This is a genomic window from Devosia algicola (assembly GCF_028816455.1).
In the GTDB taxonomy this organism is placed as follows: domain Bacteria; phylum Pseudomonadota; class Alphaproteobacteria; order Rhizobiales; family Devosiaceae; genus Devosia; species Devosia algicola.
Map to the genome: position 1 here is coordinate 2,452,115 of NZ_CP118246.1, position 23,024 is coordinate 2,475,138.

The window sequence follows — 23,024 nt, forward strand, 5'->3', positions numbered from 1 at the left end:
TGATTTGGCTTGCCGAAAGGGAATGGACGATCAGGCGTTCTTGACGGCTGTCACAATTTTTTGTGCAGCGTCATCCAGATCGTCGGCCGAAATCACGTTAAGGCCGGACTTGTCGAGGATTTCTTTGCCCTCTTTGACGCGGGTGCCTTCAAGGCGCACCACCAGCGGCACCTTGAGACCGACTTCCTTGACCGCCGCAATCACACCCTCCGCAATCACGTCGCAGCGCATGATGCCGCCAAAGATATTGACCAGAATGCCTTCAACCGCTGGATCGGCTGTAATGATCTTGAAGGCCGCCGTGACTTTCTCGGTTGTCGCACCACCGCCAACGTCAAGAAAGTTTGCAGGCTCGGCACCATAGAGCTTGATGATGTCCATGGTCGACATCGCCAGCCCCGCCCCATTGACCATGCAGCCGATATTGCCATCGAGCGCCACGTAAGCGAGGTCGAATTTTGACGCTTCGATTTCCTTTTCGTCTTCCTCGCTCATGTCGCGCAGCGGGGCCAGATCGGCATGACGGAACGCCGCATTATTGTCGAAGGACACCTTGGCATCGAGCACCCGCAACCGGCCATTATCCATGACGATCAGCGGATTGACTTCCAACAGGCTCATGTCGGTTTCGGTGAAGGCCTTATAGAGAATTGGGAAAAGCTTGGTTGCATCGTTGCGCGCCTCACCGGTCAGTGCCAGCGCGTCGGAAAGGGCTTTGACATCGGACGCAGTCACCCCGGCATCGGGATCAATCGAAAGCGAAATGATCTTGTCAGGGGTTTCCTCGGCAACCGCCTCGATATCCATGCCCCCTTCGGTCGAAACGACGAAAGCGACACGCCCGGTGGTACGATCCACCAACAGCGAAAGGTAAAGCTCGCGCGCAATGTCGGCGCCATCTTCGATGTAAAGCCGATTGACCTGCTTGCCAGCCGGGCCGGTCTGCTTGGTTACCAGCGTATTGCCCAGCATTTCCTTGGCATGGGCCACGACATCATCAATGCTCTTGGCCAGGCGCACGCCGCCCTTGGCATCGGGACCCAATTCCTTGAACTTGCCCTTGCCGCGTCCCCCGGCGTGGATCTGGCTCTTGACCACATAGAGCGGTCCCGGCAGTGACTTGGCCGCGTCCGCAGCCTCGTCGGCGGAATAGATCGCAACGCCTTCGGCAACCGGGGCGCCAAACGATTTAAGCAGCGCCTTGGCCTGATGTTCGTGGATATTCATGTCTAGCCCTTCCGTGCGACACTCATTTGAGTGCTCTGGCACCCAGCCGCATGATGGACCGGGGTAAATTTCATTGTGCGAGACATCGCAATGTTGCGTGCCCCGCTAGTCAAAAGCCGCCCTGTTTCCGAGGGCGGCTTTGTTCATGTGTCAGGCCAGTGCCGGCGCTATTTTCTTGCACGCCTCGATCAATCCCTCAACCGCCGACACTGATTTGTCAAACGCCTTTTGTTCAGCGGAATTGAGTGAGATTTCGATGACTTTTTCGACCCCGTCGGCGCCGATCACCACCGGCACGCCGACATAAGTGTCCTTGACCCCATATTCGCCCGCAAGGAACGCAGCGGCAGGCAGCACCCGCTTTTTGTCCTTGAGATAGCTTTCCGCCATCGAAATGGCCGAGGCGGCGGGCGCATAAAACGCCGACCCGGTCTTGAGCAGACCCACGATCTCTGCACCACCATCACGGGTGCGTTGTATGATCTCGTCGAGCTTGTCCTTGCTCATCCAACCCATCTTGACGATATCGGTCAACGGAATGCCGGCAACTGTCGAATAGCGCGGCAATGGCACCATCGTGTCGCCGTGCCCGCCCATAACGAACGCGTTGACGTCTTCAATCGACACGTCAAGTTCGTCGGCAATGAAATGGCAAAAGCGCGAGGCTGTCGAGCACGCCGGCCATGCCGATCACCTTGCTCGATGGCAGGCCGGAGAATTTCTGCAGCGCCCAGACCATCGCATCGAGCGGGTTGGTAATGCAGATAACAAAGGCATCAGGCGCGTATTTGGCGATACCCGCGCCGACCTGGCCCATGACCTTGAGATTGATTTCGAGCAGATCGTCACGGCTCATGCCGGGCTTGCGCGGAACGCCCGCTGTAACGATGATCACATCGGCGCCCGCCAGATCCTTGTACTCGGACGTGCCGGTAATCTTGCTGTCGAACCCCTCGACCGGTGCAGACTGACTCAGATCCAGCGCTTTACCCTGCGGCACCCCGTCAACAATGTCGAACAACACGACATCGCCAAGGTCCTTGAGGGCCGCCAAATGGGCCAGAGTTCCACCGATCTGCCCAGATCCGATGAGAGCAATCTTTTTGCGCGCCATAAGCATCCATCTCCGACTATGTTGAATTTGGCCAGTTTCTTACGCCCTGACCTTTAATGAGGCAAGTGAACCGTTCGTCTAAAACTGGCAAGCCCCCATGCCTTATATATCACGAGGGCTCGCCGAAAAATCATGCCTCGCTGGGAGGAGTGTCGCGCAACGACTGCGCCAGATATTCATCAGAACTCATTTCCATCAATCGCGACGCCGTGCGGGCAAATTCGAAACGGGTCTTGTCATCCTGACCCAACGCCTCGATGGGCACCGCAAAACTGGCACCCAGCTTGACGCCGCGATCATAAAGGTTGTCGATCAAAAGGATAAACCGCTTGGCTGCATCGGTGCGCACCCGGCTGAACTGTGGCACATCATCAATCAGGATGGTGTCAAACGCATGGGCCAGGCGCACATAGTCACGCACCCCCAAAGGCTTTTCGCAAAGATCGGCAAAATCAAATCGCGCCGCACCCATTGCCGCCAGCGGCACGTGAATCTGTCGCCCAAGACTTTCAACGCTGGTGGGTTTGGCCTCGACGCCACCCGTCACCCGTGTCCAGAGCTTGTCCATCCGCGCCCGCGCGGCGTCGCCCTCGCCAATGGCGTAAACTTTCTGGCCAACAAATTTTTCACGCCGATAATCGCGCGCCGCCGGGAGCGCTGCCACTGTTGTATTGGCCTTGAGCAGTTCGACGAAAGGCAGGAACAGGTGCCGGTTCAGACCATCCTTATAGAGGCCGTCCGGCGCAACGTTGGACGTCGCCACCAGCACAACACCATTGGCAAACAATTGCTCGAACAGGCGCTGCAGCAGCATGGCATTTGTAATGTCATGGACGTGAAATTCATCGAGACAAAGCAATCGCGTGGCCTTGATGATCGGCTTGACTACAGCGGCCACCGGATCGCTATCGTCGCCGCGGGGCTTGGCCTTTTTGCGAAATTGAGCAATGCCGACATGAATCTCGTCCATGAACTGGTGAAAATGCACCCGCCGTCTGCGTGGCTCGGGCGCGACCGAGAAGAACATGTCCATCAACATGGTCTTGCCGCGTCCGACATCGCCGTAAATATAAGCGCCTTTGACGCTGACCGGCGCCTCGAACAAGCGCGCCAAAAAGCTTGGTCGCGCTTGGCTTTCTGCCAGTTGGAGCGCGATTGTGTCGAGCAGCTGGGCCGCCTCAATTTGCGCCGGATCGCTATGCAATGCCCCACGCTCGGTCAGGGCACTGTAAGCGGCGCTGACCAGGCCATCGCCGGGACTGGATAAGGGTTCGGGGATCATCACAAAGGCGCTGCACATAAAAGGGGCACGAATGCCCCTCCTTAGCAGCCCGGCTTTAACGGGTCATTGAAATTCCCTGACCACCAGACGTGGTGCCGATATAACCGCCACCATTCTGAGCGACTGCCGCCACCATATTATTGTTTTCGTCAAATATCTGGACCTGATTGCCCACCTGCTGCCAGGACGCCACATTGGTCAGACCCGGCATGACACAACCCGGCGCCGACGCCCGGAACTTGTTGGTGCCCGACTTGGCCGTCATCGGCAGGTTGAGCCGGCACCGGCTGACACCGGACACCACAGTCCAAACCCCTTCGGGGCCCGCACCGACCGAACCACCCGAGCTGCTGGCAAGCGGGTCAAGCGACACAAACGAGGCTGTCATTGGCCGTTGCTGTCTGGGTCGGGGCACTCGAAACACCGCCAAGAACCGGCTGGCCCGACAATCCCGGCGCCGGTGCAGCACTTGTGCCGATCGCCGGTAACGATTGTGTGGCAACGGTTGAATTGGCCACCGCTGGTAGACGCTGCGGCGCGGGCAAAGTATTGACCGGAGGCTGGGCCGTCGAGCATCCTGCCAGCACCACCGCCATCGCCGCAAATCCTGCAACGGAAAATGATCCACGTGTCCAATCCGTCATTGGCCTGCTCCTGCCATTAGGCTCAACAAAAAATAAACGTCGGGGTTTATAGCCAAAGCCCCGTCCCGGTTCAATCGCCGCAATCGAGTGAACTATCAACTATAGTATTGTGGCAACCATGAGGGTGCAATGTCTGGAACGCAGAATTGTTGCAATCATTCATCAGGTTGCGCGCCAATCAGCCCAACATTTCGCGTAATAGATCGTCGGCGAGCGTCCGTGCGTCGCGCACTTCTTCTTCGGGAACCTGAATAGGCACCCCACCCTTGCCGAAGGCAGCGCCGACGCCGGGCAGGCCGCCATCGCCACTTTCGAGCGGATGAAAACCGTGGGCGCGAAGGGCGGTGATCAGCACCCGCGCCATCGACGGATCCTCAACCTGGGCGATGATCTCAAACATGACGGCACCCTCGGTTTGATTACGCGTTGCGCACAAAACTATCAGGCGACCTTGCGTTCGACCATCATCTTCTTGATCTCGGCAATGGCTTTGGCCGGGTTGAGGCCCTTGGGGCACACCTTGGCACAATTCATGATCGTGTGGCAGCGATAGAGTTTGAAGGGGTCTTCAAGATCATCAAGACGGGCCTGTGTGGTCTCGTCGCGGCTGTCGATCAACCAGCGATAGGCCTGCAACAGTGCCGCCGGGCCAAGATATTTTTCCCCGTTCCACCAATAGGCTCGGGCACGACGTCGAGCAACAGGCGCACAGGATGCACTCATAAAGCCCGTCCAACTTGCCGCGCTCATCGATTGACTGCTTCCATTCAGTCTTTGGCGTTTCCGATGTCGTCTGCAACCATGGCTCAATGGCGCGATGCTGCGCATAAAAATTGGACAGATCCGGCACCAGATCCTTGACCACCGGCATGTGCGGCAGCGGATAGATTTTTATCGGGCCGGTTGAATCGTCCATGCCCTTGGTGCAGGCCAGCGTATTAAGCCCGTTGATATTCATCGAGCACGACCCGCAAATGCCTTCGCGGCATGAACGGCGCAGGGTCAGCGTTGGATCAACCTTGTTCTTGATCCACAACAGCCCATCCAGAATCATCGGACCACAATCACTTGTATCGACAAAATAGGTATCGATGCGTGGATTGGCCTCGCTATCTGGATCATAGCGATAAATGTTATACTCGCGCAGCACCGTCGCACCTTGTGGCTTGGGCCAGGTCTTGCCTTTGGCGGGGCGAGAATTTTTGGGAGCAGCAGGCTCAACCATATCCGGCGTTCCTTGTTCTAAAGCTTAGTAGTTCGGCTTGCAGATCTGGTTCGATTTGGCGACGTAGGTATTGTAGGCCACGGCATATTTTGGATCGAGCGACTTGCCCTTCATCGAGGCGATGACCACCGACATGAAATCGCTGTCGATCAGGCGGGGCGTGGCCTCGGCCTTGCAACTGCATAGCGTTTCATCATGAGCAATGCCCATGCAGACCGAATGAAATTCAGTTTTTTGCGCAGCGCTCGGCGCTGCCGCCAACACCGGGTACACCAGAAAACTGGCCACAAGGCACCCTGGTGCCACTATCGACCAACGCCCCGTTTTCATCGCAGGCTCCTTGCGGATCATCAATTTTAGTCCAGACCACACATCATCAACGGCACATACTTTGACATCGACAAGCCCCAACGGCAAAATCACGGTGCGGATCACATCCTCGGTCATGTCGGTAGCAATCTTTGCTGCCTTTTTGGGCCATGAAATCCAGATCATGCCGTTGCGAGCGATCGCATCCATCATCGGTCGCGCGAGCGTCTCCAGAACAGTGCGCGCCGCGGTAAACAGGTGAATAACATCATAGTCCCGACGATCATCGCCAAACGCGGCTTGGCCAATCACCTTGACCTCGGCAAAATCGCGCGAACGGGTCAATTCCAGTTGCGCTACGGGCAAATTGATGAACAGCACCCGCTGCCCATCCTTGAGCCCCAACTTTTGCGCTAGCGGGGTGCTGGAATATCCGGCGCTCGACCCCATCAGTAAACACGCGCTTTCGGCGCAATTTTCTCGAGGTCAATGCCACCATCGCTATGCGGGGTCAGCGGATCAACATGAACTGGCCGATAACCCAGCCGGACCTTGCCAGCCTCATCGACCCAGCTTAGCGAATGCTTGCGCCAGTCCACATCATCGCGATCCGGAAAATCTTCCCGCGCATGGGCGCCACGGCTTTCATGCCGCGCCTCGGCCGAAACCACTGTGACCATGGCATTGGCCATCAGATTTTCCAGGCTCCAGCGTTTCCACCAAATCCGTGTTCCAGATCAGCGACCGGTCAGTCACTTTGATGTCAGGCAATTGCCCGTAAATTTCGCTCATCCGCGTCACGCCAGACTGCAGCGTTTCCCCGGTACGGAAAACCGCGGCGTCTTCCTGCATGATGCGTTGCATTGCATCGCGCAACTCTGCCGTCGGCTTGGAACCATTGGCGTTGCGCAGGCGATCAAACCGCGCCATGATCTTGTCGTCCTGTGCTTTGTTGATCGCCGGAATTGGCGCGGCACGATCAATGACCTCCCCGGCCCGCAATGCGGCCGCGCGGCCAAAGACCACAAGGTCGGTCAGCGAATTGGAACCCAGCCGGTTGGCACCATGTACCGAAGCACACGCCGCTTCGCCCACAGCCATCAGACCCGGCACGATCCGATCCGGTTCAGCATCGGTCGGGTTGAGCACCTCGCCATGATAATTGGCCGGAATACCGCCCATATTATAATGGACCGTCGGCAGCACGGGGATCGGCTCACGCGTCAGGTCGACACCCGCAAAAATCCTGGCCGATTCGGTAATGCCCGGTAGGCGCTGATGCAGTACTTTTGGGTCCAGATGATCCAGATGCAGAAATATGTGATCTTTTTTCGGACCGACGCCGCGCCCTTCGCGGATTTCCAGGGTCATGCAGCGGCTCACGACGTCGCGGCTGGCCAAATCCTTGGCGTTGGGTGCGTAACGCTCCATAAAACGCTCGCCCTCTGAATTGGTAAGATACCCGCCCTCACCGCGCGCGCCCTCGGTGATCAGAACACCGGACCCATATACGCCGGTGGGGTGGAACTGGACAAATTCCATATCCTGCAGCGGCAGGCCCGCCCGAGCGACCATGCCATTGCCATCGCCGGTGCAGGTATGGGCCGAGGTCGCCGAAAAGAAGGAGCGGCCATAGCCGCCGGTGGCCAGAACAGTACTCTTGGCGCGGAAACGATGCATGGTGCCATCATCGAGCTTCCAGGCAATGACGCCCTGGCAGGCGCCATCATCACCCATGATCAGATCAAGTGCAAAATATTCAACGAAGAACTGTGCATTGTTGCGCAATGACTGGCCATAAAGTGTATGCAAGATGGCGTGGCCAGTGCGGTCGGCCGCCGCGCAAGTGCGCTGCACCGGCGGACCGTCGCCAAACTCCGTCATATGCCCACCAAAGGGGCGCTGATATATTTTGCCGTCTTCGGTACGTGAAAACGGCACCCCGTAATGTTCCAGGCTCATAGATTGCCGCCGGGGCCTCACGTACCAGATATTCCATGGCGTCATTATCGCCCAGCCAGTCCGACCCCTTGACGGTGTCGTACATGTGCCATTGCCAGCTATCGGGACCCATATTCTGCAGCGAAGCGGCGATGCCGCCCTGCGCTGCCACGGTATGTGAACGCGTCGGGAAAACCTTGGTGATGCAGGCGGTATTAAATCCCTGCTCGGCCATGCCAAGCGTCGCGCGAAGGCCAGCGCCGCCCGCACCAACAACTACCACATCGAATTCGTGGTCGATGATTTCGTATGCAGATGCCATTGCCCGCTAACCCCAGATTACCAGTTTCAATAGTGCGATAACCCCGATCAGCCCGACCCCGAGGCAAAACAGGGTATTGAGCATCAGGCTCAAGCGGTTGGTGCGTGGATCAAGGACATAATCCTCAATGATCTCGACCATACCGATGCGCATATGCACAAGCGCCACAACCAGCAGCACCGCCAGCACAATCCCCGCGATCGGATTGGCAACAATACTGATCATCTCGGCTCGATCCGCCCCTGCCAACCGCACTACCAGCCAGACCAGAAATCCGACCAGCAAAACATTGACGGCACCGGTCCAGCGCTGCACCACGAAATGACGCGTTGCCGCCTTGCCGTCGCCGTAACGGGTTTCCGGATTGGCGATGGTTTTTGTTGTTATGACTTTTTCGCGCATCACCCTACCCACACAAAAATCGTCCAGACCAGCAGGGTCAGTACAATCGAACCGACAAGATTGACCCAGGCCAGCTTTTCACGCTCGCCCGGCTCCATGCCGATGATATTGTCCCAGAGGAAATGACGCAGCCCGCCCAGCATGTGATGAAACAATGCCCAGGTGTAACCAAACAAAACCAACTGCCCGAACCAGTTGCCATATAGGCCATTGACCCCGTCCAGCGCCTCGACGCCAATGGCGGCTGCTGCCAGCCAGATGACCAGCAACAATGTGCCGATATAAAGTGCAATGCCGGTGGCACGATGTAATATCGACATGGCCATGGTAATGGTCCAGCGATAGATTTGGAGATGTGGGGATAACGGACGGGGTCGGACTGCCATGTGGCCTCGCTGTCATGCGGCAACAGGCCGCTGCAGTTTGGAATAGTTCGAGACTTCTAGACCCGGCAGGCGCTCACGTCAAAGCCACAAAGCAAAGTAAAGTCAGAATATTTGCCATCAGGCGATCACTGAACAGGGTGGTATTACGGGTCGAACCTGCTCATACAAGCCCACACATATCGGACTGGACGGTACCTGAATGGTCGAACGGATAAGAAACCTTGCAGTCAAGACCCTTTCGAAGGCTTGGGCCACACTGACTGAGGCTCAATATGACATTCTTCGTAGTGATGGCTCGTGGCAGCACCACACCCGCGAATCATACGATCACGGTCACGCCGCCGCCATCCTGCTGATCAATCCGGCAACCGGCCGCGTATTGCTGACCCGCCAGTTTCGCTACCCGGTGCATAGCTGCGGCGATTCGGCCTGGATGCTGGAAGTCTGCGCCGGTCTGCTCGATGGCGATGATCCAACCAGCGCCATCATCCGCGAGGCCGTCGAGGAAACTGGGCACCGTCCGACAAATGTTGTCCATTTGTACGACGCCTATATGAGCCCCGGATCGCTGACCGAAAAACTGTCCATGTTCGTTGGCCACTATTCCGATCAAAGCCTGGAAAGCGAGGGTGGCGGGCTGACGGAGGAAGGCGAGGACATCGAAATTGTCGAACTGGATTTCGCCACGGCATTCGCCATGATCAGCACCGGCGAAATCATTGACGCCAAGACCATCATGGCATTGCAATGGGCCGCGCTTAACCGGCCAGAACTGCTGCCCTAAAATACCCGTGGCGTCAGCCCAAAGGCTTCAGCCAACAAGCGATAGGAGCGCTGGCGCAATTCATAGCTATGCATGGTGGTAGTGATCATCACCTCACTGGCGCCGGTCTCCGCAACCTTGGTCATGATCTGCTCGCGCACTGTTTCCGGACTCCCCACGATCCACAGGGCACTTTGCTGGGTGATGATATCGCGCTGTTTTTGCGTGTACTCATGGACCGCCGCAGTCTCTGGCGACACCAGCTTGCGAATCTCACCCGAATGAAACAATGCCCAGGCTCAACGCCTGCGAGCCCGACAAAAACCGGGCTTCCTCATCGGTAGGTGCACAAACCACCGAGACACAGAGCATTGCGTGCGGCTTGGCAAAATGCGTGCTGGCCCGGAATGCGGCACGGTAGGCATCGAATGCGGGCGCTGCCGGGGCGTGACTGAAATGAGCCGCAAACGCATAGCCTGCACCAATGCTACCAGCGGCGCTGGCACTGGCGCCGGACGATCCGAGCAGCCAGATCGGTGGCAATTGTACACCAGACGGTGTCACCTGCACCCGTGAAAACGGATGCTCGATGCCAAAATCCTCGTTGTCGAACGCCAGCATTTCGCCCAATTGCTCAGAAAAATGCTCACCGCCAAATGAGCGCAATGCCTGTAGCGTCCGCCCGTCGCTGCCGCCCGCGCGGCCGATACCCAGATCAATCCGGCCCGGATAGAGGCCGGCGAGCGTGCGATAGGTTTCAACCACGCGCAACGGCACATGATTGGGCAGCATGACGCCACCGGAGCCGATATGGATGGCGTTGGTGCGCGCGGCTGCACTGGCAATCAGTACCTCGGGAGACGACGAGGCAATCGAGGGCATACCGTGATGTTCAGCGTACCAGACGCGTTGATAGCCAAGTTGATCGGCGAGTTGGGCCAGCGCCACGGTCTCCTGCAGTGCCGCCGCCGTGCTGGTGCCGTCCGATATTGGGGCGAGGTCTTGCAGGGAAAGCGCAATCAATTGGGTCATGGTCGCCAGATTGTTACTGCAGCACTAAAGGTCAAGCCTTGATCGGCGGGCGGTATTGAAAACATCAAAATCAAAAAGTGATCACCCGTGAAACTTAATGTGATCGGCCTGCGTAACTTCGCCCGACTTCAACTTTTGATCTTAGGGAGAAACCAACATGCATATCACCATCAAAGCCATGGCTATTGCCACACTTCTTGCCACCACCAGCACCGCCGCGCTGGCGCAAATGTCGGTCCGCGTCGGCGGCGCGCCAATGTTTGACAACAAGAATATCATCGAAAACGCCGTCAACTCCAAGGATCACACGACACTGGTTGCCGCCGTCAAGGCCGCCGGACTGGTAGACGCCCTGTCAGGCCCCGGTCCGTTCACCGTTTTTGCGCCCACCAATGAGGCATTCGCAGCCCTGCCCGCTGGCACGGTCGACACATTGCTCAAGCCCGAAAACAAGGGCATGCTGACCAAAATCCTGACGGCCCATGTCATCTCCGGCAAATATTCCGACGCTGACCTTCTGGCCAAGGCGGAAGCCAACCCCAAGGGCTTCACGCTCAAGACATTGTCGGGCGACCGGCTACAATTTACCAAACTCGGCTCGGTGCTTTACGTAGTCGATGAAAGCGGTAATGCTGCCAAAATCACCATTTCCGACGTCAATCAGTCCAACGGCGTCATCCATGTAGTCAACAAAGTATTGCTGCCCAAATAAGCGGTCACGCCAGTTTCCTCGGGCCCGCATCACACTGGCGCGGGCCCGAATTGTCATTGCGGACAAAACGTTAGTGACACCCAACGCATTTCGCATCGACAACACCACGCATTGACTCCGACCCGCCACTTAAGGTTAGTAACCCAAATGGCGGGCGCAGGGATGGCGAAAACATTGAAACGCGAACTTGGATTGGCGGCATTCGGCGCGATTTTGGGCGCTTTGGCGCTGGCAACACCGGCCACGGCACAGGACCTGCTTGATCCTAATCCGCTCAGCGGCGTAGTCGATGAACTGCGCATCGGCTTTGCCGCGCATAACGCCCATTACGCGTTGCTGCCTTCCGATGTCCAGAATTTTGACCTCAGCCACGTCAATGACCTCAGCTTTGACGTGCTGTTTGTCTCGCCCGATGTCGATGTCTTTCGCTGGATCGGGTCACCGCGTCCCGAAATCGGCACTACCATCAATTTTGCCGGACAGGACAGTATCGCCCATTTGAGCCTGACCTGGCAGTTGCCATTGTTTGACACACCATTGTTTCTCGAAGGCAGCTTTGGTGCCGCGGCGCACAATGGCTATCTGACCGGTGCACCGGTTGGCCGCAAGAATTTTGGCTGCCGGGTCAATTTTTACGAGCGCTATGGGCTGGGTTGGAACATTTCCGACAAGGTGACTGCCTCGCTTCAATATGAGCACACTTCCAATTGGGAACTGTGCAGCGCCAATGCCGGCCTTTCCAATGTCGGCGTGCGATTCGGCCACAAATTCTAGCGGCGGTAACCAGCGGTTAAGTGCAATTTTAAGCACTTCTTGAACCAATTACTCACCCCGTCCATGCTTTTCCTGACATCAGGAAATCCAATGGGTATGACAGTACGATTATTGGTGGGTTTGATCTGGCTCATACTCGGGTCAACGATCGCATACGCCCAAGTCGATATTCTGCCCGAAGTGCGCGCCGGTATCCTGTCCCACGATGTCGGCAACGGCACCAATGCCCTACTCGACCCACAGCGGCTGAGTGATGCCAGTGTTGAGCTGCTGTTCTCACTGGGCGATCTGTCCAATGTGCTTGTTGTGGCCGAACTTCGCCCTCACATTGGTGCGTCGCTGAATTTCAAGGGTCAGGAAAGCTTTGCTTATGCCGGGTTGAGCCTCACCGCGCAACTACCGTTGTTACCTGTATTTGTTGAGGCAAGCCTTGGCGGCGCTGCGCACGGCACGCCATTTTCCAGTGCCGCAACCACGCCGCGTTTTGGCTGTCTTGCCGTCGCTCGCGCCGCCGCCAGTGTCGGTGTCAATGTTCTGCCCGGCGCCTCGATCATTGGCACCGTTGAGCATTACACTGACGGGGGACTCTGCGGCACGCCCAATGATGGCGTGACCAATGTCGGCCTCCGCGTCGGCTTTCGGTTCTAGGCCACTTGGCCGGCGGCCCAGCCAGACGCCCAGGCCCATTGAAAGTTGTACCCACCGAGCCAACCGGTTACATCGACCACCTCGCCGATGAAATAGAGTCCATGAACGGCCCGCGCAGCCATGGTTTTGGCGTCGAGATCGCGTGTGTCGATACCGCCTAATGTGACTTCCGCCGTGCGGTACCCTTCCGAGCCAACCGGCTTGAGCGTCCAACGGCTCAATGCCTCATCCACCGTCGCCAGCTTCTTGTCGGAAAAATCCCCCACAATGCCGGTCATGGCCAGATCCTCACTCAGCAGCTGCGCCAGTTTTTTAGGAAGCCATGCGCTGATCACCGTTTGAATTTGCAATTTGGGGGTTTTGGCGCGCGCCTCGCGCAACAACGCCATGACATCGCGTCCAGGCAACAGATCGATGCTGATCTGATCCCCTTCGCGCCAGAACGACGATATTTGCAGGATGGCCGGTCCCGAGAGGCCGCGATGCGTAAACAGTAACGCTTCATCGAACCGGGTCTTGCCATGACTGACTGCTACGTCCGTTGCGATCCCTGCGAGTGGTTTTAACCGCTCCAGTGCGCCCGCTTCAAAGGTCAGCGGCACTAGTGCCGGTCGCGTTTCAACCGTCCGCAGGCCGAACTGGCTGGCCAATTGATAGCCAAAACTGGTGGCACCCATTTTCGGGATCGACTTGCCGCCGGTGGCCACGATCAGGCTGTCGCAGGTTGCATTGCTGTCCGATAGCGCCACTGCAAACCCGTTGTCGGTTTTGTTGACCGAAGCAACATTGGTCGAGAGCGCCAGCTTGACGCCGACCGCGCGCATTTCGGTGGTCAGCATCGAAATGATCTGCTGGGCGTTGCTGTCGCAAAACAACTGACCCAATGTCTTTTCGTGAAAGGCAATGCCGTGCCGTTTGACCATGGCGATGAAATCGGTCGGTGTATAACGCGACAGTGCCGAAAGGGCAAAACGCGAATTTTGCGACAGAAACCGGTCACGCTGGGTATTGGTGTTGGTGAAATTGCAACGCCCGCCACCAGAAATTCGAATTTTTTCGCCCGGATATTTGGCGTGATCCACAACCATCACCGAGCGGCCGCGCTTGCCCGCTTCTATGGCCGCCATCATGCCAGCAGCACCGGCGCCCAGAATGATTATGTCGTAGTGAGCCATAAACCGGGCCGATCAAAATGAAACAAGCCCCTGCTCTAGTCCATGCGGATCGTCCTGCCAATGCTCGCCCACCATCAACGCCTAAGCTTTGGCCATCTGGTGCAATTGTGACGCCATTTTCATTGACTTTTAGGCTGTGCCGAGTAGAAAGGCGTAGCTTTCAATCAGCAGAAATATCATGCGCACACTGTTCACCATCGCCGAACTGGCATGCACCGGGCCCATCGCCCAGTGGTGTGAACCTGCGCCTACCACCAAAACTACCAAAACCACCTGACGCTTTTCCCCGGGTCGACTCCCGACGGGGAGAGGCTGAACCCGGATGGGCCGCGATCACGAGGATCGCGCGGGAGCGGAAACTGGTAAGGGACTGGAGTTCCAATATGGGCTATCGCGTCGCAGTAATCGGTGCCACAGGCAATGTGGGCCGGGAAGTTCTCAATATTCTGGCCGAGCGCAAGTTCCCAGCCGACGAAGTTGTCGCGCTGGCGTCGTCCCGTTCCACGGGCCGCGAACTCAGCTTTGGCGACAGGATTATCAAGGTCAAGAACCTTGATGATTACGACTTTGGTGGCATTGATTTTGCCATTATGTCGGCTGGATCCGACATCTCAAAGCAATGGGCGCCAAAACTCGGCGCCATGGGCATCATGGTCATCGATAATTCCAGCTTCTGGCGTTACCACTCGGATGTGCCCCTGATCGTGCCCGAAGTGAATGGGGCAACACTCGACGCCTATATGGCCCGGCCAAAGCGGCAAAACATCATCGCCAATCCCAATTGCTCCACCGCCCAGCTGGTCGTCGCGCTCAAGCCGCTGCATGATCTGGCCAAGATCAAGCGCATCGTAGTGTCGACCTATCAGTCTGTTTCGGGCGCCGGCAAGGAAGGCGTTGACGAGCTTTGGAACCAGACCAAGGGCATTTTCGTCAACGACAGTGCGACCCCCGGAAAATTCCCCAAGCAGATCGCCTTCAACGTCATCCCGCACATCGATGTGTTCATGGAAGACGGCTACACCAAGGAAGAGTGGAAGGTGCTGGCCGAAACCAAGAAAATTCTCGATCCCAAGATCAAGGTCACCTGCACCGCCGTACGCGTGCCGGTATTTGTGGGTCATGCCGAAGCAGTCAATATCGAGTTTGAAAACCCCATCTCGCCCGATGAAGCCCGCGATGCCCTGCGCGAGGCGCCCGGCATTTCGGTGATCGATAAGCGCGAGGCCGGTGGCTATGCGACGCCGGTCGAATGCGTTGGTGAATATGACACCTTCGTTTCGCGTATCCGCGAAGACAATACAGTCGAAAATGGACTCGTTATCTGGGTGGTTTCGGACAATCTGCGCAAGGGGGCGGCGCTCAATACCATCCAGATCGCCGAAACCTTGATCGAGCGCAATCTCATGGGCAAGAAGGCCGCCTGAACGGCAGCCCGACGCGGCGGGCTTGTCGGCCCGCCGCCGGATTATCGATACGCCGCGCTTTGACCATCTGAAGCGGCATTTGTGTAGAAAAGCGCTCGATGCCTCTTCGCGATATTGCCTTGGCCTTGTTCGTCGTTCTGGTCTGGGGCCTCAATTTCGTCGCCATGAAATGGAGCGTCGCGGAGATTTCGCCCTTCATGCTGACGGCGCTGCGCTATATCGGCTGCATGCTGCCAGCGATCTTTTTATCCGGCGCCCTGCCGTCAGCTGGTGGCTCTTGCTGGCCTATGGCGCTACCGTCGGGGTGCTTCAGTTCAGCTTCCTGTTCTCCGCGGTCAAGATGGGAATGCCCGCAGGGCTGGCAAGTCTTGTCATGCAATTGCAGGTGTTCATCACCATGAGTCTGGCGATCATGCTGCTCGGCGACCGCCCCACAAAATTGCAGATTGGTGGAGCGCTGCTGGCGCTATTGGGTCTGGTAGCGATTGGCGCCGACTATATTGGTACGGCGGTAATGATCCCTCTGATCATGACCCTGATCGCGTCCACCTTCTGGAGCTTTTCCAACATAATCAGCAAACGCGCCGGCAAGGTCGACATGCTGGGGTTCGTCGTTTGGGCCTCACTAATCCCACCGATCCCCATGCTGGCACTGGCGCTGATTTTCGATGGCCCCCAGGCTTTTGTCGCTGTCACCCAGATGAGCCCGCTGGCGCTTGGCTCGGTGCTGTTCATTGCCTATGGCTCAACGCTGATGGGCTATGGCGGCTGGGCCATCCTGTTTGGCCGACACAAGGCAAGTACTGTCGCGCCATTTTCGCTGCTCGTGCCCGTTGTCGGCTTTGCCGCTGCCTATGTGTTTTTGGGCGAAACTTTCAGCCGCGCCGAAGTCATCGGAAGCGTCATGATTTTCATTGGCCTTGCCATCAATGTCTTCGGCCCACGCCTGCTCAGAGCCGGTCGTCCGGTGACTATCAGCTGATGCCGCTGCGTCATATCGCCCTCGCCCTTCTGGTTGTCGCGATCTGGGGCTTCAATTTCGTCGTCATCAAATTGAGCGTTGACGCCCTGCCGCCCTTGTTGGCGGCGGCCTTGCGGTTCCTGTTTGCGGCCATTCCCGCCATATTGCTGGTCAAGCCGCCAAAAGCGCCCTGGTTGTTGGTCGTGGGCTTCGGGCTCGCCTTCGGTGTGGCGCTGTACGGTTTTTTGAACCTGGCCATGGCCTGGGGAATGCCCGCCGGACTTGCCTCGCTGGTGCTGCAGGTACAGGCGTTTTTTACCATGGGCCTGGCGTTTGTGCTGTTGGGCGAGCGACCCGGTCGCTTTCAGATCACTGGGGCCATCATTGCCTTTGCCGGGATTGCTGTTATCGCCAGTGGTCGGCTCGGTGGCGCCTCGTTGCTGCCGTTCGTCATGACCCTGTCGGCAGCTTTTGCATGGGGCGTCGCCAATGTACTCACCAAGAAGGTGGGCAAGGTCAACGCGCTCTCCTATACCGTCTGGGGCGTGCTGGTCGCACCGATCCCACTATTATGCCTGTCGCTGCTGGCGGAGGGACCGTCAGCGATCGGGGCAGCCCTGAGTGCCTTCAGTTGGAGCGACACCATGCTTATTGGCTTCCTGGCCTATCCGGCGACACTTTTGGGAGCCTCGATATGGAGCTGGTTGCTCGGCCAGCACCCGGCCTCGATTGTCGCCCCCTTTACGCTGCTCGTGCCCGTTACCGGCATTGTCTCAGGCTACCTGGTACTAGGCGAACAGATCAGTCCGCCCGAAATTCTGGGCGGCATCCTAGTGCTGGCGGGACTGATGGTGACATTGGTGCGGATCAAGGCGCGGCAACTGCCCGCCAATCCAGGCGCGTGAAAGGCCACCCTCTCTCGGGTGGCCATCCATGATGATCGAAGCGCTTATTGTGCCGGCGCTTCGGTCAGCTTTGCAAATTCATCAGCGGACAGTTCGCCATTGGCATCGGCGTCGGCCGCAGCAAACTGCTCGGCGGTCACGTCAGGCATGCTTGCCTGCACTTCAGCAAGGTTCAACTCGCCATTGCCGTCGGCATCGAGCGCCGAAAAATCTGCGCCGGCCTGAGCAAAGGCTGCCGTGGACAGGCCAAGAACGACGAGCGAGGAGAGAATGATCTTTTTCATAAGAAGTGCTCCAGAGTGGGAGAATAGCAGCGTCGAGTCATCCCGGTGCTGACGTACCGCTTGTCTGCGGCCCGTGACCAAAAAGCTAACGGTGCATTGTGGTACGTCCACGCCGTAAAATGGACCGGGGCAGGGAAATATCGGGGCGATATTGGGGCACTTAAATCCCTGCGAAACAAGGGTTTTTGAAGTGTGAAAGCATCGCTTGAATGCTAAGGGCACCGAATGCGGCAGAATTGTTATCGCGCTGGTCCAACTGTGCGGCGCCCGGAGTCTAACCAAAATAGAACCAACCAACAATGGATCACGACGTCGTGATTAACCGTCACCAGGGTCGATGGGTATGACCAAAATCAATAGAACGTGAACGCACTCAAATATCGGGGCGGGCGAAATCCCCGCTCTCATGGTCCATCACCCACAACTCGCCGGTGGAAATATCAAACCAGGCACCGTGAATCGCCAGCTTGCCCTCGGCCTCAAGGCTCGTGAACATAGGGGAATGTGCGCAAATTGCCGATAGAGTTGCGGATCGAGATGCGCTCAAGCGCTGTCTGGCGTTCACTTGCGGTCATCAGCTTGTTGTCACTGACTCGTGCCGAGACCGGTCCCAACATGGCCATCCACTTGCCAATGAAATCCCCCTCGTCCAGTGGTCCGGCACTGGGGTCAAGGGCGGCCCGAATGCCGCCGCACCGGCCATGCCCCATGATAACGATGTTTTCGATGCTGAGCGCCTTGACCGCAAACTCGATGGCGGCGGAGGTACCATGCTGGGCGGAGTCGGGTTGATAGGTCGGCACCAGATTGGCAACGTTGCGCATGACGAACAACTCGCCCGGCCCTGCGTCAAAAATGGTTTCTGGCGCCGAGCGACTATCGCAACAGGCGATGATCATCGTCGTGGGTTTTTGGCCCTGGCTGGCCAGTTCTTTGTAACGCCCCTCCTCACGTTCATAGCGCCCGGCCATGAAGTTGGAGTAGCCCGTGATTAAATGCGGTGGAAAGCTGTGCATATTATTCGATTAGCGCTAACAGAAGCCAAGATCAACTGCGCTGTTATGCGCCTGTAACATGGGGGGAATGCATGCTGGTCTATCGCTTCTTGTCGGGGGAAGATGACTCGAGTTTTTGCCACAAGATTACCAAGGCACTTGCCGAAGGCTGGTCGCTGCATGGCAACCCAACCTATGCCTATGATGCCCACGCCAAAAAAATGCGCTGCGGCCAGGCGGTCACCAGAGCAGTACCGGACCAGCCCTATGATCCGAACAAGAAGCTGGTGGACTATTAAACCCTAGCCAATGCGGTTCGAGGCGCAGCGTACGCCAATAGGCGGCAATATCATGCTCTGAGCTTGGCCAGAATGGCCGCGCCCATTTCCTGGGTACCAATCGTTTTGGCGCCGCCCTGGGCAATGTCGGCGGTGCGCAGGCCATCTTCGAGAACGCTGGCTATGGCGTTTTCGACGCGATCCGCCAATTCCGAGAGATTGAACGAATAACGCAGCGCCATGGCAAAGCTGGCGATCATGGCGATGGGATTGGCAATGCCCTTGCCCATGATATCTGGCGCCGAACCGTGCACGGGTTCGTAAAACGCCTTGCGCTTGCCGGTTGCTGGATCAGGCGCGCCGAGCGAGGCCGATGGCAGCATGCCCAGCGAGCCGGTCAGCATTGCCGCGACATCAGACAATATGTCCCCGAACAGATTATCGGTGACCATCACATCAAACTGCTTTGGCGCGCGCACCAGTTGCATGGCGGCGTTGTCGGCAAGAATGTGCTCGAGCTTGACGTCGGGATAGTCGTTGGCAACGCCTTTGACCACTTCATCCCACAAAACGCCCGACTTCATCACATTTTTCTTGTCGGCTGAATGCACCCGTGATCCGCGCGTCCGGGCCAGATCGAAAGCCACCCGCGCGATCCGGTCGATTTCATAGGTCTCATAGACCTGGGTGTCGATGGCGCGCTTTTGCCCATTCCCCAATTCCGTAATCGTCTTGGGGTCCCCAAAATAGACCCCGCCGGTCAGGCTCGCGTACGATCAGGATATCGAGCCCTTCAACCAGTTCGCGCTTGAGCGAGGAGGCATCGGCTAACGCCGGATAGCAGATTGCCGGGCGTAGATTGGCAAACACCGCCAGTTCCTTGCGTAAGCGCAATAGGGCCGCCTCGGGACGCTGATCATAGGGCACATCATCCCATTTGGGACCGCCAACCGCGCCAAACAGTACCGCATCCGCCGCCAACGCCTTGGCGACGTCGTCATCGGTAATGGCAACTCCATGCGCATCATAGGCGGCCCCACCAGCCAAACCATGATCAGTAGTAAAATCGGTCAGGCCCGCCTCATTTGTCCAAGCGATAAGCTTTTCGACCTCGGCCATTATTTCGGTGCCGATGCCATCGCCGGGAAGCAGGAACAGGGACTGAGACATCACGATTTTCCTTAGCTATTGGCAGCGCTCATGCGCGTCGCCACGTCAATTTCTACTTTCAGGCCTGGTTTGATTATTTCCACGATCAAACTCGAAGCAATTTGGTGAATATTCTCCAACACCGACCGAACGGCAGCCCTGTGGATACAATTGCACTATTCGCTGGGGCGTTCAGGCCGCTGCCCTTAAAGCCAAGGACGGTTTTCGCTCATCTTGGCCTCAAACCCGGCAATAGCCGGATCGGATTTGAGCGTGCCGGCAATATCGTCGAGCCCTTCGAGCAGAATTTGTTTGCGCGAAGGATCAATATCAAAATGCAACTCGCCACCATCCGGACCCCTGATGGTCTGCGCTTCAAGATCCACGGTAAGCGTAGCATTGGAGCCGCGCTCGGCATCGTCGAGTAGCATCGCCAATTGTTCAGGTGTCACCACCAGCGGCAAAATGCCGTTCTTGAAGCAATTATTGTAAAAAATGTCGGCAAAGCTGGTTGAGATCACGCAGCGAACACCAAAATCCAAAAGCGCCCACGGGGCGTGCTCACGACTCGAACCGCAGCCGAAATTGTCGCCCGCAACAATAATCTTGGCCTGGCGATAGGCAGGCTTGTTCAATACGAAATCGGGGTTTTCGCTGCCATCATCATTATAGCGCATCTCTGAAAACAGCGCCGTACCCAGCCCGGTGCGCTTGATGGTCTTGAGATATTGCTTGGGAATAATCATGTCGGTGTCGATATTGATGATCGGCAGCGGTGCCGCGACCCCGGTCAATGTCGTAAACTTGTCCATGATGCATCCTTGTCTGTTGGCGCTGTAATGGCGCAACAGCAGGGTTTCGGTCAAGTCTGGAATGCCCAAATACGTCCAGATCGCCTAGTCGGCCAGCCCGGTGCGTACATCGACTCCCAGCATCAGATTGAGATTTTGTACCGCCGCGCCGGACGCGCCCTTGCCCAGATTGTCATAAACGGCGACTAGCAACACTTGCGCCCGGGCGTCGTTAGCAAACACATGCAGCACCATTTTGTTGGTATTATTATAGCGCTGCGGATCCAGATCAGGCGTTTTTGCCAACGCCTCATAAGGTGCCAGCAATACAAAACTGTCGTTGATATCAGCCAGATGCGCGCCAATGGCACCGTGAATTTCCGCGCCCGTCGGCACCTTGCCCAACATGCCCAGTTGTAAGGGCACGCACGTGACCATGCCTTGGGCATAATCGCCTACGGCGGGCACGAACAGCGGCGCACCGGCCAGCTTGGTATAGGCCGTCATTTCCGGGACATGTTTGTGATTGAACGTCAGCCCGTACGGCATGAAATGGCTGGCGACAACGCCGTCTGCCTCGTAATCAGCAATCATCTGCCTGCCGCCGCCGGAATAGCCCGAAATTGCATTGATGGTCAGTGCAAAGCTGGCGGGCAACAGGCCGGCCTCAATCAGGGGACGGACCATGATGATTGGCCCCTGCGGATAACATCCCGGATTGGCAACACGATGAGCTTCGGCAATCGCCTGGCTCTGCCCCTTGGCCATTTCGGCAAACCCATAGGCCCAGTTGGGATCGACCCGAAAGGCGGTCGAGGCATCGATTACGCGGGTCGTGTCATTGGTTATCAACGAAACGCTTTGTTTGGCCGCCTCATCGGGCAGGCACAAGATCGCGACATCTGCGGCGTTGAGCAATTCGGCGCGCGTGTCGAGATCTTTGCGTTTGTCTTGCGGGATCGACAGCATGTCAATGTCGCTGCGTCTGGCCAACCGCTCACGGATCTGCAACCCGGTGGTGCCGGCCTCGCCGTCGATGAATATCTTCGCGCCCATTTTGTGTCTCCCGCTATCCAGCCGCTAGATGAACGTCAACCTTGGCAAGGTCAAGGCCGCACGGCGCACCCTTGCCCTGCAACGGGCGCAATGGCAGTGTCTGGCCCAATCGAACAATCAAGAGCCAATCATGACACCGCACAATCACGCAAAACCGGGCGACTATGCCGAAACCGTTCTGCTGCCGGGCGACCCTTTACGCGCCAAATGGATTGCCGAGACATTCTTCGAGGTGCCCAAACTGGTCAATTCGGTGCGCAATTGCCTGGGCTATACCGGCACCTGGAAAGGCAAACCGGTTTCGGTGCAGGCCTCGGGCATGGGCCAGCCATCGCTGGCCATCTATGTGCACGAATTGATCAATAACTACGGCGTAAAATCTCTGATCCGTGTCGGCACTTGCGGTGGCCTTAATAGCAATGTCAAAGTACGCGACATAATATTGGCCCAAGGCGCCTCCACCGACAGCAGCATTGTCAAAGGCCGTTTCGGCGCCTTCAACTTCGCCCCAATTGCCGATTTTGGGCTACTTCGAATTGCAGCAGAAAAAGCTGACGCCGCCGGATTGCGTTTTCACGCTGGCAATATTCTGTCCTCCGATATTTTCTATCATGCCGACGGGCTGGCCGGTTATGACAAACTGCCTGACCACGGCGTGATTGGCGTCGAAATGGAGGCGGCCACGCTCTATACGCTGGCGGCGCGCTTCAACGTCAAGGCACTCACCATCTGCACGATGACCGACTGCTTGATTACCCATGAAGAGATAGACGCGGAACAGCGCCAGACCTCGCTCAGCGACATGGTGACATTGGCGCTCGACGTGGCCATAGCAGATTAACGGCAGCGGCGCCTAATTTGCCGCCGGCGGCTTGCCATCTCGTACCGAGCACAGCAACACCAGCAACCGCACCGAGTTGGCAATCGTTCCACGCACCTGCCCGATGCGCGACTGCAGGAACTCCTGCGCATTGGACGAATGACGACCGCCTCGCCCCATCACGCCCAGCAGCACCTCGAGATCAGCAAGACTGAGCCCGGCATCACGCGCCAGCTTTATCGTCTCGATCTGTTCGATCATCTCATCGCCATAGCGACGATAACTATTGGTCTTGTCAGTCGAGGGCTGGGAGCGCAACAGGCCACGGCGTTCGTAAAACCGGATGGCGTCACGGCTCAACCCTGTTTTTTGAGCAATCTCGCCTATCCGCATTAACACTCCGGA

General features: G+C 57.3%; 26 protein-coding genes and 5 pseudogenes. 9 read left to right on the forward strand and 22 right to left on the reverse strand.

Annotation, left to right across the window (positions count from 1 at the left end; genetic code table 11):
- Window positions 1–30: 30 nt before the first annotated feature.
- The 13 genes and pseudogenes from sucC to sdhC form a co-directional block, all read right to left on the reverse strand.
- The gene (gene sucC / locus PSQ19_RS12970; RefSeq protein WP_282218068.1) at window positions 31–1,227 is read right to left on the reverse strand and encodes an ADP-forming succinate--CoA ligase subunit beta; all 1,197 of its coding nucleotides are present in this window, start codon (window positions 1,225–1,227) and stop codon (window positions 31–33) included.
- A 150-nt stretch (window positions 1,228–1,377) separates the two neighbouring features.
- Window positions 1,378–2,341: pseudogene (gene mdh, locus PSQ19_RS12975) on the reverse strand (malate dehydrogenase).
- Between the two features lie 130 nt (window positions 2,342–2,471).
- Window positions 2,472–3,623 (reverse strand): cell division protein ZapE, encoded by a 1,152-nt coding sequence (gene zapE / locus PSQ19_RS12980; protein WP_282218069.1) that lies wholly within the window; start codon window positions 3,621–3,623, stop codon window positions 2,472–2,474.
- 55 nt (window positions 3,624–3,678) lie between these two features.
- Complete coding sequence (locus PSQ19_RS12985; RefSeq protein ID WP_282218070.1) at window positions 3,679–4,011, reverse strand: AprI/Inh family metalloprotease inhibitor; 333 nt, start codon at window positions 4,009–4,011, stop codon at window positions 3,679–3,681.
- On the reverse strand, window positions 3,986–4,267 hold the full coding sequence (locus PSQ19_RS12990) for a hypothetical protein (protein ID WP_282218071.1): 282 nt from the start codon (window positions 4,265–4,267) through the stop codon (window positions 3,986–3,988). The genes PSQ19_RS12985 and PSQ19_RS12990 overlap by 26 nt, the downstream gene beginning before the upstream one ends.
- 178 nt (window positions 4,268–4,445) lie before the next feature.
- The gene (locus tag PSQ19_RS12995) at window positions 4,446–4,667 is read right to left on the reverse strand and encodes a hypothetical protein (protein ID WP_282218072.1); all 222 of its coding nucleotides are present in this window, start codon (window positions 4,665–4,667) and stop codon (window positions 4,446–4,448) included.
- 41 nt (window positions 4,668–4,708) lie between these two features.
- A pseudogene (locus PSQ19_RS13000) lies at window positions 4,709–5,492 on the reverse strand (succinate dehydrogenase iron-sulfur subunit).
- A gap of 24 nt (window positions 5,493–5,516) precedes the next feature.
- Window positions 5,517–6,251 carry a hypothetical protein gene (locus tag PSQ19_RS13005; RefSeq protein WP_282218073.1) on the reverse strand — a complete coding sequence of 245 codons (735 nt, stop codon included), beginning with the start codon at window positions 6,249–6,251 and terminating at the stop codon, window positions 5,517–5,519.
- Window positions 6,251–6,493: a hypothetical protein gene (locus tag PSQ19_RS19885; RefSeq protein WP_407648993.1), complete on the reverse strand. Its 243-nt coding sequence runs from the start codon at window positions 6,491–6,493 to the stop codon at window positions 6,251–6,253. Before PSQ19_RS19885 ends, PSQ19_RS13005 begins: the two co-directional genes overlap by 1 nt.
- A complete protein-coding gene (locus tag PSQ19_RS19890) occupies window positions 6,447–6,902 on the reverse strand; it encodes a hypothetical protein (RefSeq protein ID WP_407649156.1) in 456 nt (151 codons plus the stop codon). The genes PSQ19_RS19885 and PSQ19_RS19890 overlap by 47 nt, the downstream gene beginning before the upstream one ends.
- Window positions 6,897–8,064, reverse strand: a pseudogene (locus PSQ19_RS19895) (FAD-binding protein); the annotation flags it as partial. The gene PSQ19_RS19890 and the pseudogene PSQ19_RS19895, both read right to left, overlap by 6 nt.
- Window positions 8,065–8,070: 6 nt before the next feature.
- A complete protein-coding gene (sdhD, locus tag PSQ19_RS13015) occupies window positions 8,071–8,466 on the reverse strand; it encodes a succinate dehydrogenase, hydrophobic membrane anchor protein (RefSeq protein ID WP_282218074.1) in 396 nt (131 codons plus the stop codon).
- A complete protein-coding gene (sdhC, locus tag PSQ19_RS13020; RefSeq protein WP_282218075.1) occupies window positions 8,466–8,852 on the reverse strand; it encodes a succinate dehydrogenase, cytochrome b556 subunit in 387 nt (128 codons plus the stop codon). Before sdhC ends, sdhD begins: the two co-directional genes overlap by 1 nt.
- 199 nt (window positions 8,853–9,051) lie before the next feature.
- Between sdhC and PSQ19_RS13025 the strand changes: the two genes are divergently transcribed.
- The gene (locus PSQ19_RS13025; RefSeq protein WP_282218076.1) at window positions 9,052–9,636 is read left to right on the forward strand and encodes an NUDIX domain-containing protein; all 585 of its coding nucleotides are present in this window, start codon (window positions 9,052–9,054) and stop codon (window positions 9,634–9,636) included.
- On the opposite strand, the gene PSQ19_RS13030 is transcribed toward PSQ19_RS13025, so the two are convergent.
- Both PSQ19_RS13030 and PSQ19_RS13035 read right to left on the reverse strand, forming a co-directional pair.
- Window positions 9,633–9,905 carry an LLM class oxidoreductase gene (locus tag PSQ19_RS13030; RefSeq protein ID WP_282218077.1) on the reverse strand — a complete coding sequence of 91 codons (273 nt, stop codon included), beginning with the start codon at window positions 9,903–9,905 and terminating at the stop codon, window positions 9,633–9,635. The two genes, PSQ19_RS13025 and PSQ19_RS13030, sit on opposite strands and share 4 nt — an antisense overlap.
- On the reverse strand, window positions 9,889–10,647 hold the full coding sequence (locus PSQ19_RS13035; RefSeq protein ID WP_282218078.1) for an MsnO8 family LLM class oxidoreductase: 759 nt from the start codon (window positions 10,645–10,647) through the stop codon (window positions 9,889–9,891). Before PSQ19_RS13035 ends, PSQ19_RS13030 begins: the two co-directional genes overlap by 17 nt.
- Window positions 10,648–10,825: 178 nt before the next feature.
- Between PSQ19_RS13035 and PSQ19_RS13040 the strand changes: the two genes are divergently transcribed.
- From PSQ19_RS13040 to PSQ19_RS13050, 3 genes are all read left to right on the forward strand, one after another.
- A complete protein-coding gene (locus PSQ19_RS13040) occupies window positions 10,826–11,359 on the forward strand; it encodes a fasciclin domain-containing protein (protein ID WP_407649158.1) in 534 nt (177 codons plus the stop codon).
- Between the two features lie 174 nt (window positions 11,360–11,533).
- Window positions 11,534–12,133 (forward strand): acyloxyacyl hydrolase, encoded by a 600-nt coding sequence (locus tag PSQ19_RS13045; RefSeq protein ID WP_282218080.1) that lies wholly within the window; start codon window positions 11,534–11,536, stop codon window positions 12,131–12,133.
- A 90-nt stretch (window positions 12,134–12,223) separates the two neighbouring features.
- Window positions 12,224–12,781 carry an acyloxyacyl hydrolase gene (locus PSQ19_RS13050; RefSeq protein ID WP_282218081.1) on the forward strand — a complete coding sequence of 186 codons (558 nt, stop codon included), beginning with the start codon at window positions 12,224–12,226 and terminating at the stop codon, window positions 12,779–12,781.
- On the opposite strand, the gene PSQ19_RS13055 is transcribed toward PSQ19_RS13050, so the two are convergent.
- A complete protein-coding gene (locus PSQ19_RS13055; RefSeq protein WP_282218082.1) occupies window positions 12,778–13,956 on the reverse strand; it encodes a BaiN/RdsA family NAD(P)/FAD-dependent oxidoreductase in 1,179 nt (392 codons plus the stop codon). The two genes, PSQ19_RS13050 and PSQ19_RS13055, sit on opposite strands and share 4 nt — an antisense overlap.
- Before the next feature lie 383 nt (window positions 13,957–14,339).
- Here PSQ19_RS13055 and PSQ19_RS13060 point away from each other — a divergent pair, with 383 nt between their 5' ends.
- From PSQ19_RS13060 to PSQ19_RS13070, 3 genes are all read left to right on the forward strand, one after another.
- Entirely contained in the window at window positions 14,340–15,380 is a 1,041-nt protein-coding gene (locus tag PSQ19_RS13060) for an aspartate-semialdehyde dehydrogenase (RefSeq protein WP_282218083.1), read from the forward strand.
- Window positions 15,381–15,549: 169 nt separating this feature from the next.
- Entirely contained in the window at window positions 15,550–16,362 is an 813-nt protein-coding gene (locus PSQ19_RS13065) for an EamA family transporter (RefSeq protein WP_282218084.1), read from the forward strand.
- Window positions 16,362–17,246 carry an EamA family transporter gene (locus PSQ19_RS13070; protein ID WP_282218085.1) on the forward strand — a complete coding sequence of 295 codons (885 nt, stop codon included), beginning with the start codon at window positions 16,362–16,364 and terminating at the stop codon, window positions 17,244–17,246. Before PSQ19_RS13065 ends, PSQ19_RS13070 begins: the two co-directional genes overlap by 1 nt.
- Window positions 17,247–17,290: 44 nt before the next feature.
- On the opposite strand, the gene PSQ19_RS13075 is transcribed toward PSQ19_RS13070, so the two are convergent.
- Window positions 17,291–17,530, reverse strand: coding sequence for an EF-hand domain-containing protein (locus PSQ19_RS13075; RefSeq protein ID WP_282218086.1), 240 nt, complete (start codon window positions 17,528–17,530; stop codon window positions 17,291–17,293).
- A gap of 373 nt (window positions 17,531–17,903) precedes the next feature.
- A pseudogene (locus PSQ19_RS13080) lies at window positions 17,904–18,546 on the reverse strand (carbonic anhydrase).
- Window positions 18,547–18,617: 71 nt separating this feature from the next.
- Here PSQ19_RS13080 and PSQ19_RS13085 point away from each other — a divergent pair.
- Window positions 18,618–18,824 (forward strand): DUF1737 domain-containing protein, encoded by a 207-nt coding sequence (locus PSQ19_RS13085; protein ID WP_282218087.1) that lies wholly within the window; start codon window positions 18,618–18,620, stop codon window positions 18,822–18,824.
- A gap of 50 nt (window positions 18,825–18,874) precedes the next feature.
- Here PSQ19_RS13085 and leuB read toward each other — a convergent pair.
- The 3 genes and pseudogenes from leuB to argC form a co-directional block, all read right to left on the reverse strand.
- A pseudogene (leuB, locus tag PSQ19_RS13090) lies at window positions 18,875–19,973 on the reverse strand (3-isopropylmalate dehydrogenase).
- A 185-nt stretch (window positions 19,974–20,158) separates the two neighbouring features.
- The gene (gene leuD / locus PSQ19_RS13095) at window positions 20,159–20,764 is read right to left on the reverse strand and encodes a 3-isopropylmalate dehydratase small subunit (RefSeq protein ID WP_282218088.1); all 606 of its coding nucleotides are present in this window, start codon (window positions 20,762–20,764) and stop codon (window positions 20,159–20,161) included.
- 84 nt (window positions 20,765–20,848) lie between these two features.
- The gene (argC, locus tag PSQ19_RS13100; RefSeq protein WP_282218089.1) at window positions 20,849–21,799 is read right to left on the reverse strand and encodes an N-acetyl-gamma-glutamyl-phosphate reductase; all 951 of its coding nucleotides are present in this window, start codon (window positions 21,797–21,799) and stop codon (window positions 20,849–20,851) included.
- 28 nt (window positions 21,800–21,827) lie between these two features.
- Between argC and deoD the strand changes: the two genes are divergently transcribed.
- Complete coding sequence (gene deoD / locus PSQ19_RS13105) at window positions 21,828–22,640, forward strand: purine-nucleoside phosphorylase (RefSeq protein ID WP_282218090.1); 813 nt, start codon at window positions 21,828–21,830, stop codon at window positions 22,638–22,640.
- Window positions 22,641–22,652: 12 nt separating this feature from the next.
- Here deoD and PSQ19_RS13110 read toward each other — a convergent pair whose 3' ends face one another.
- Window positions 22,653–23,012 (reverse strand): MerR family transcriptional regulator, encoded by a 360-nt coding sequence (locus PSQ19_RS13110; RefSeq protein ID WP_282218091.1) that lies wholly within the window; start codon window positions 23,010–23,012, stop codon window positions 22,653–22,655.
- Window positions 23,013–23,024: the final 12 nt, after the last annotated feature.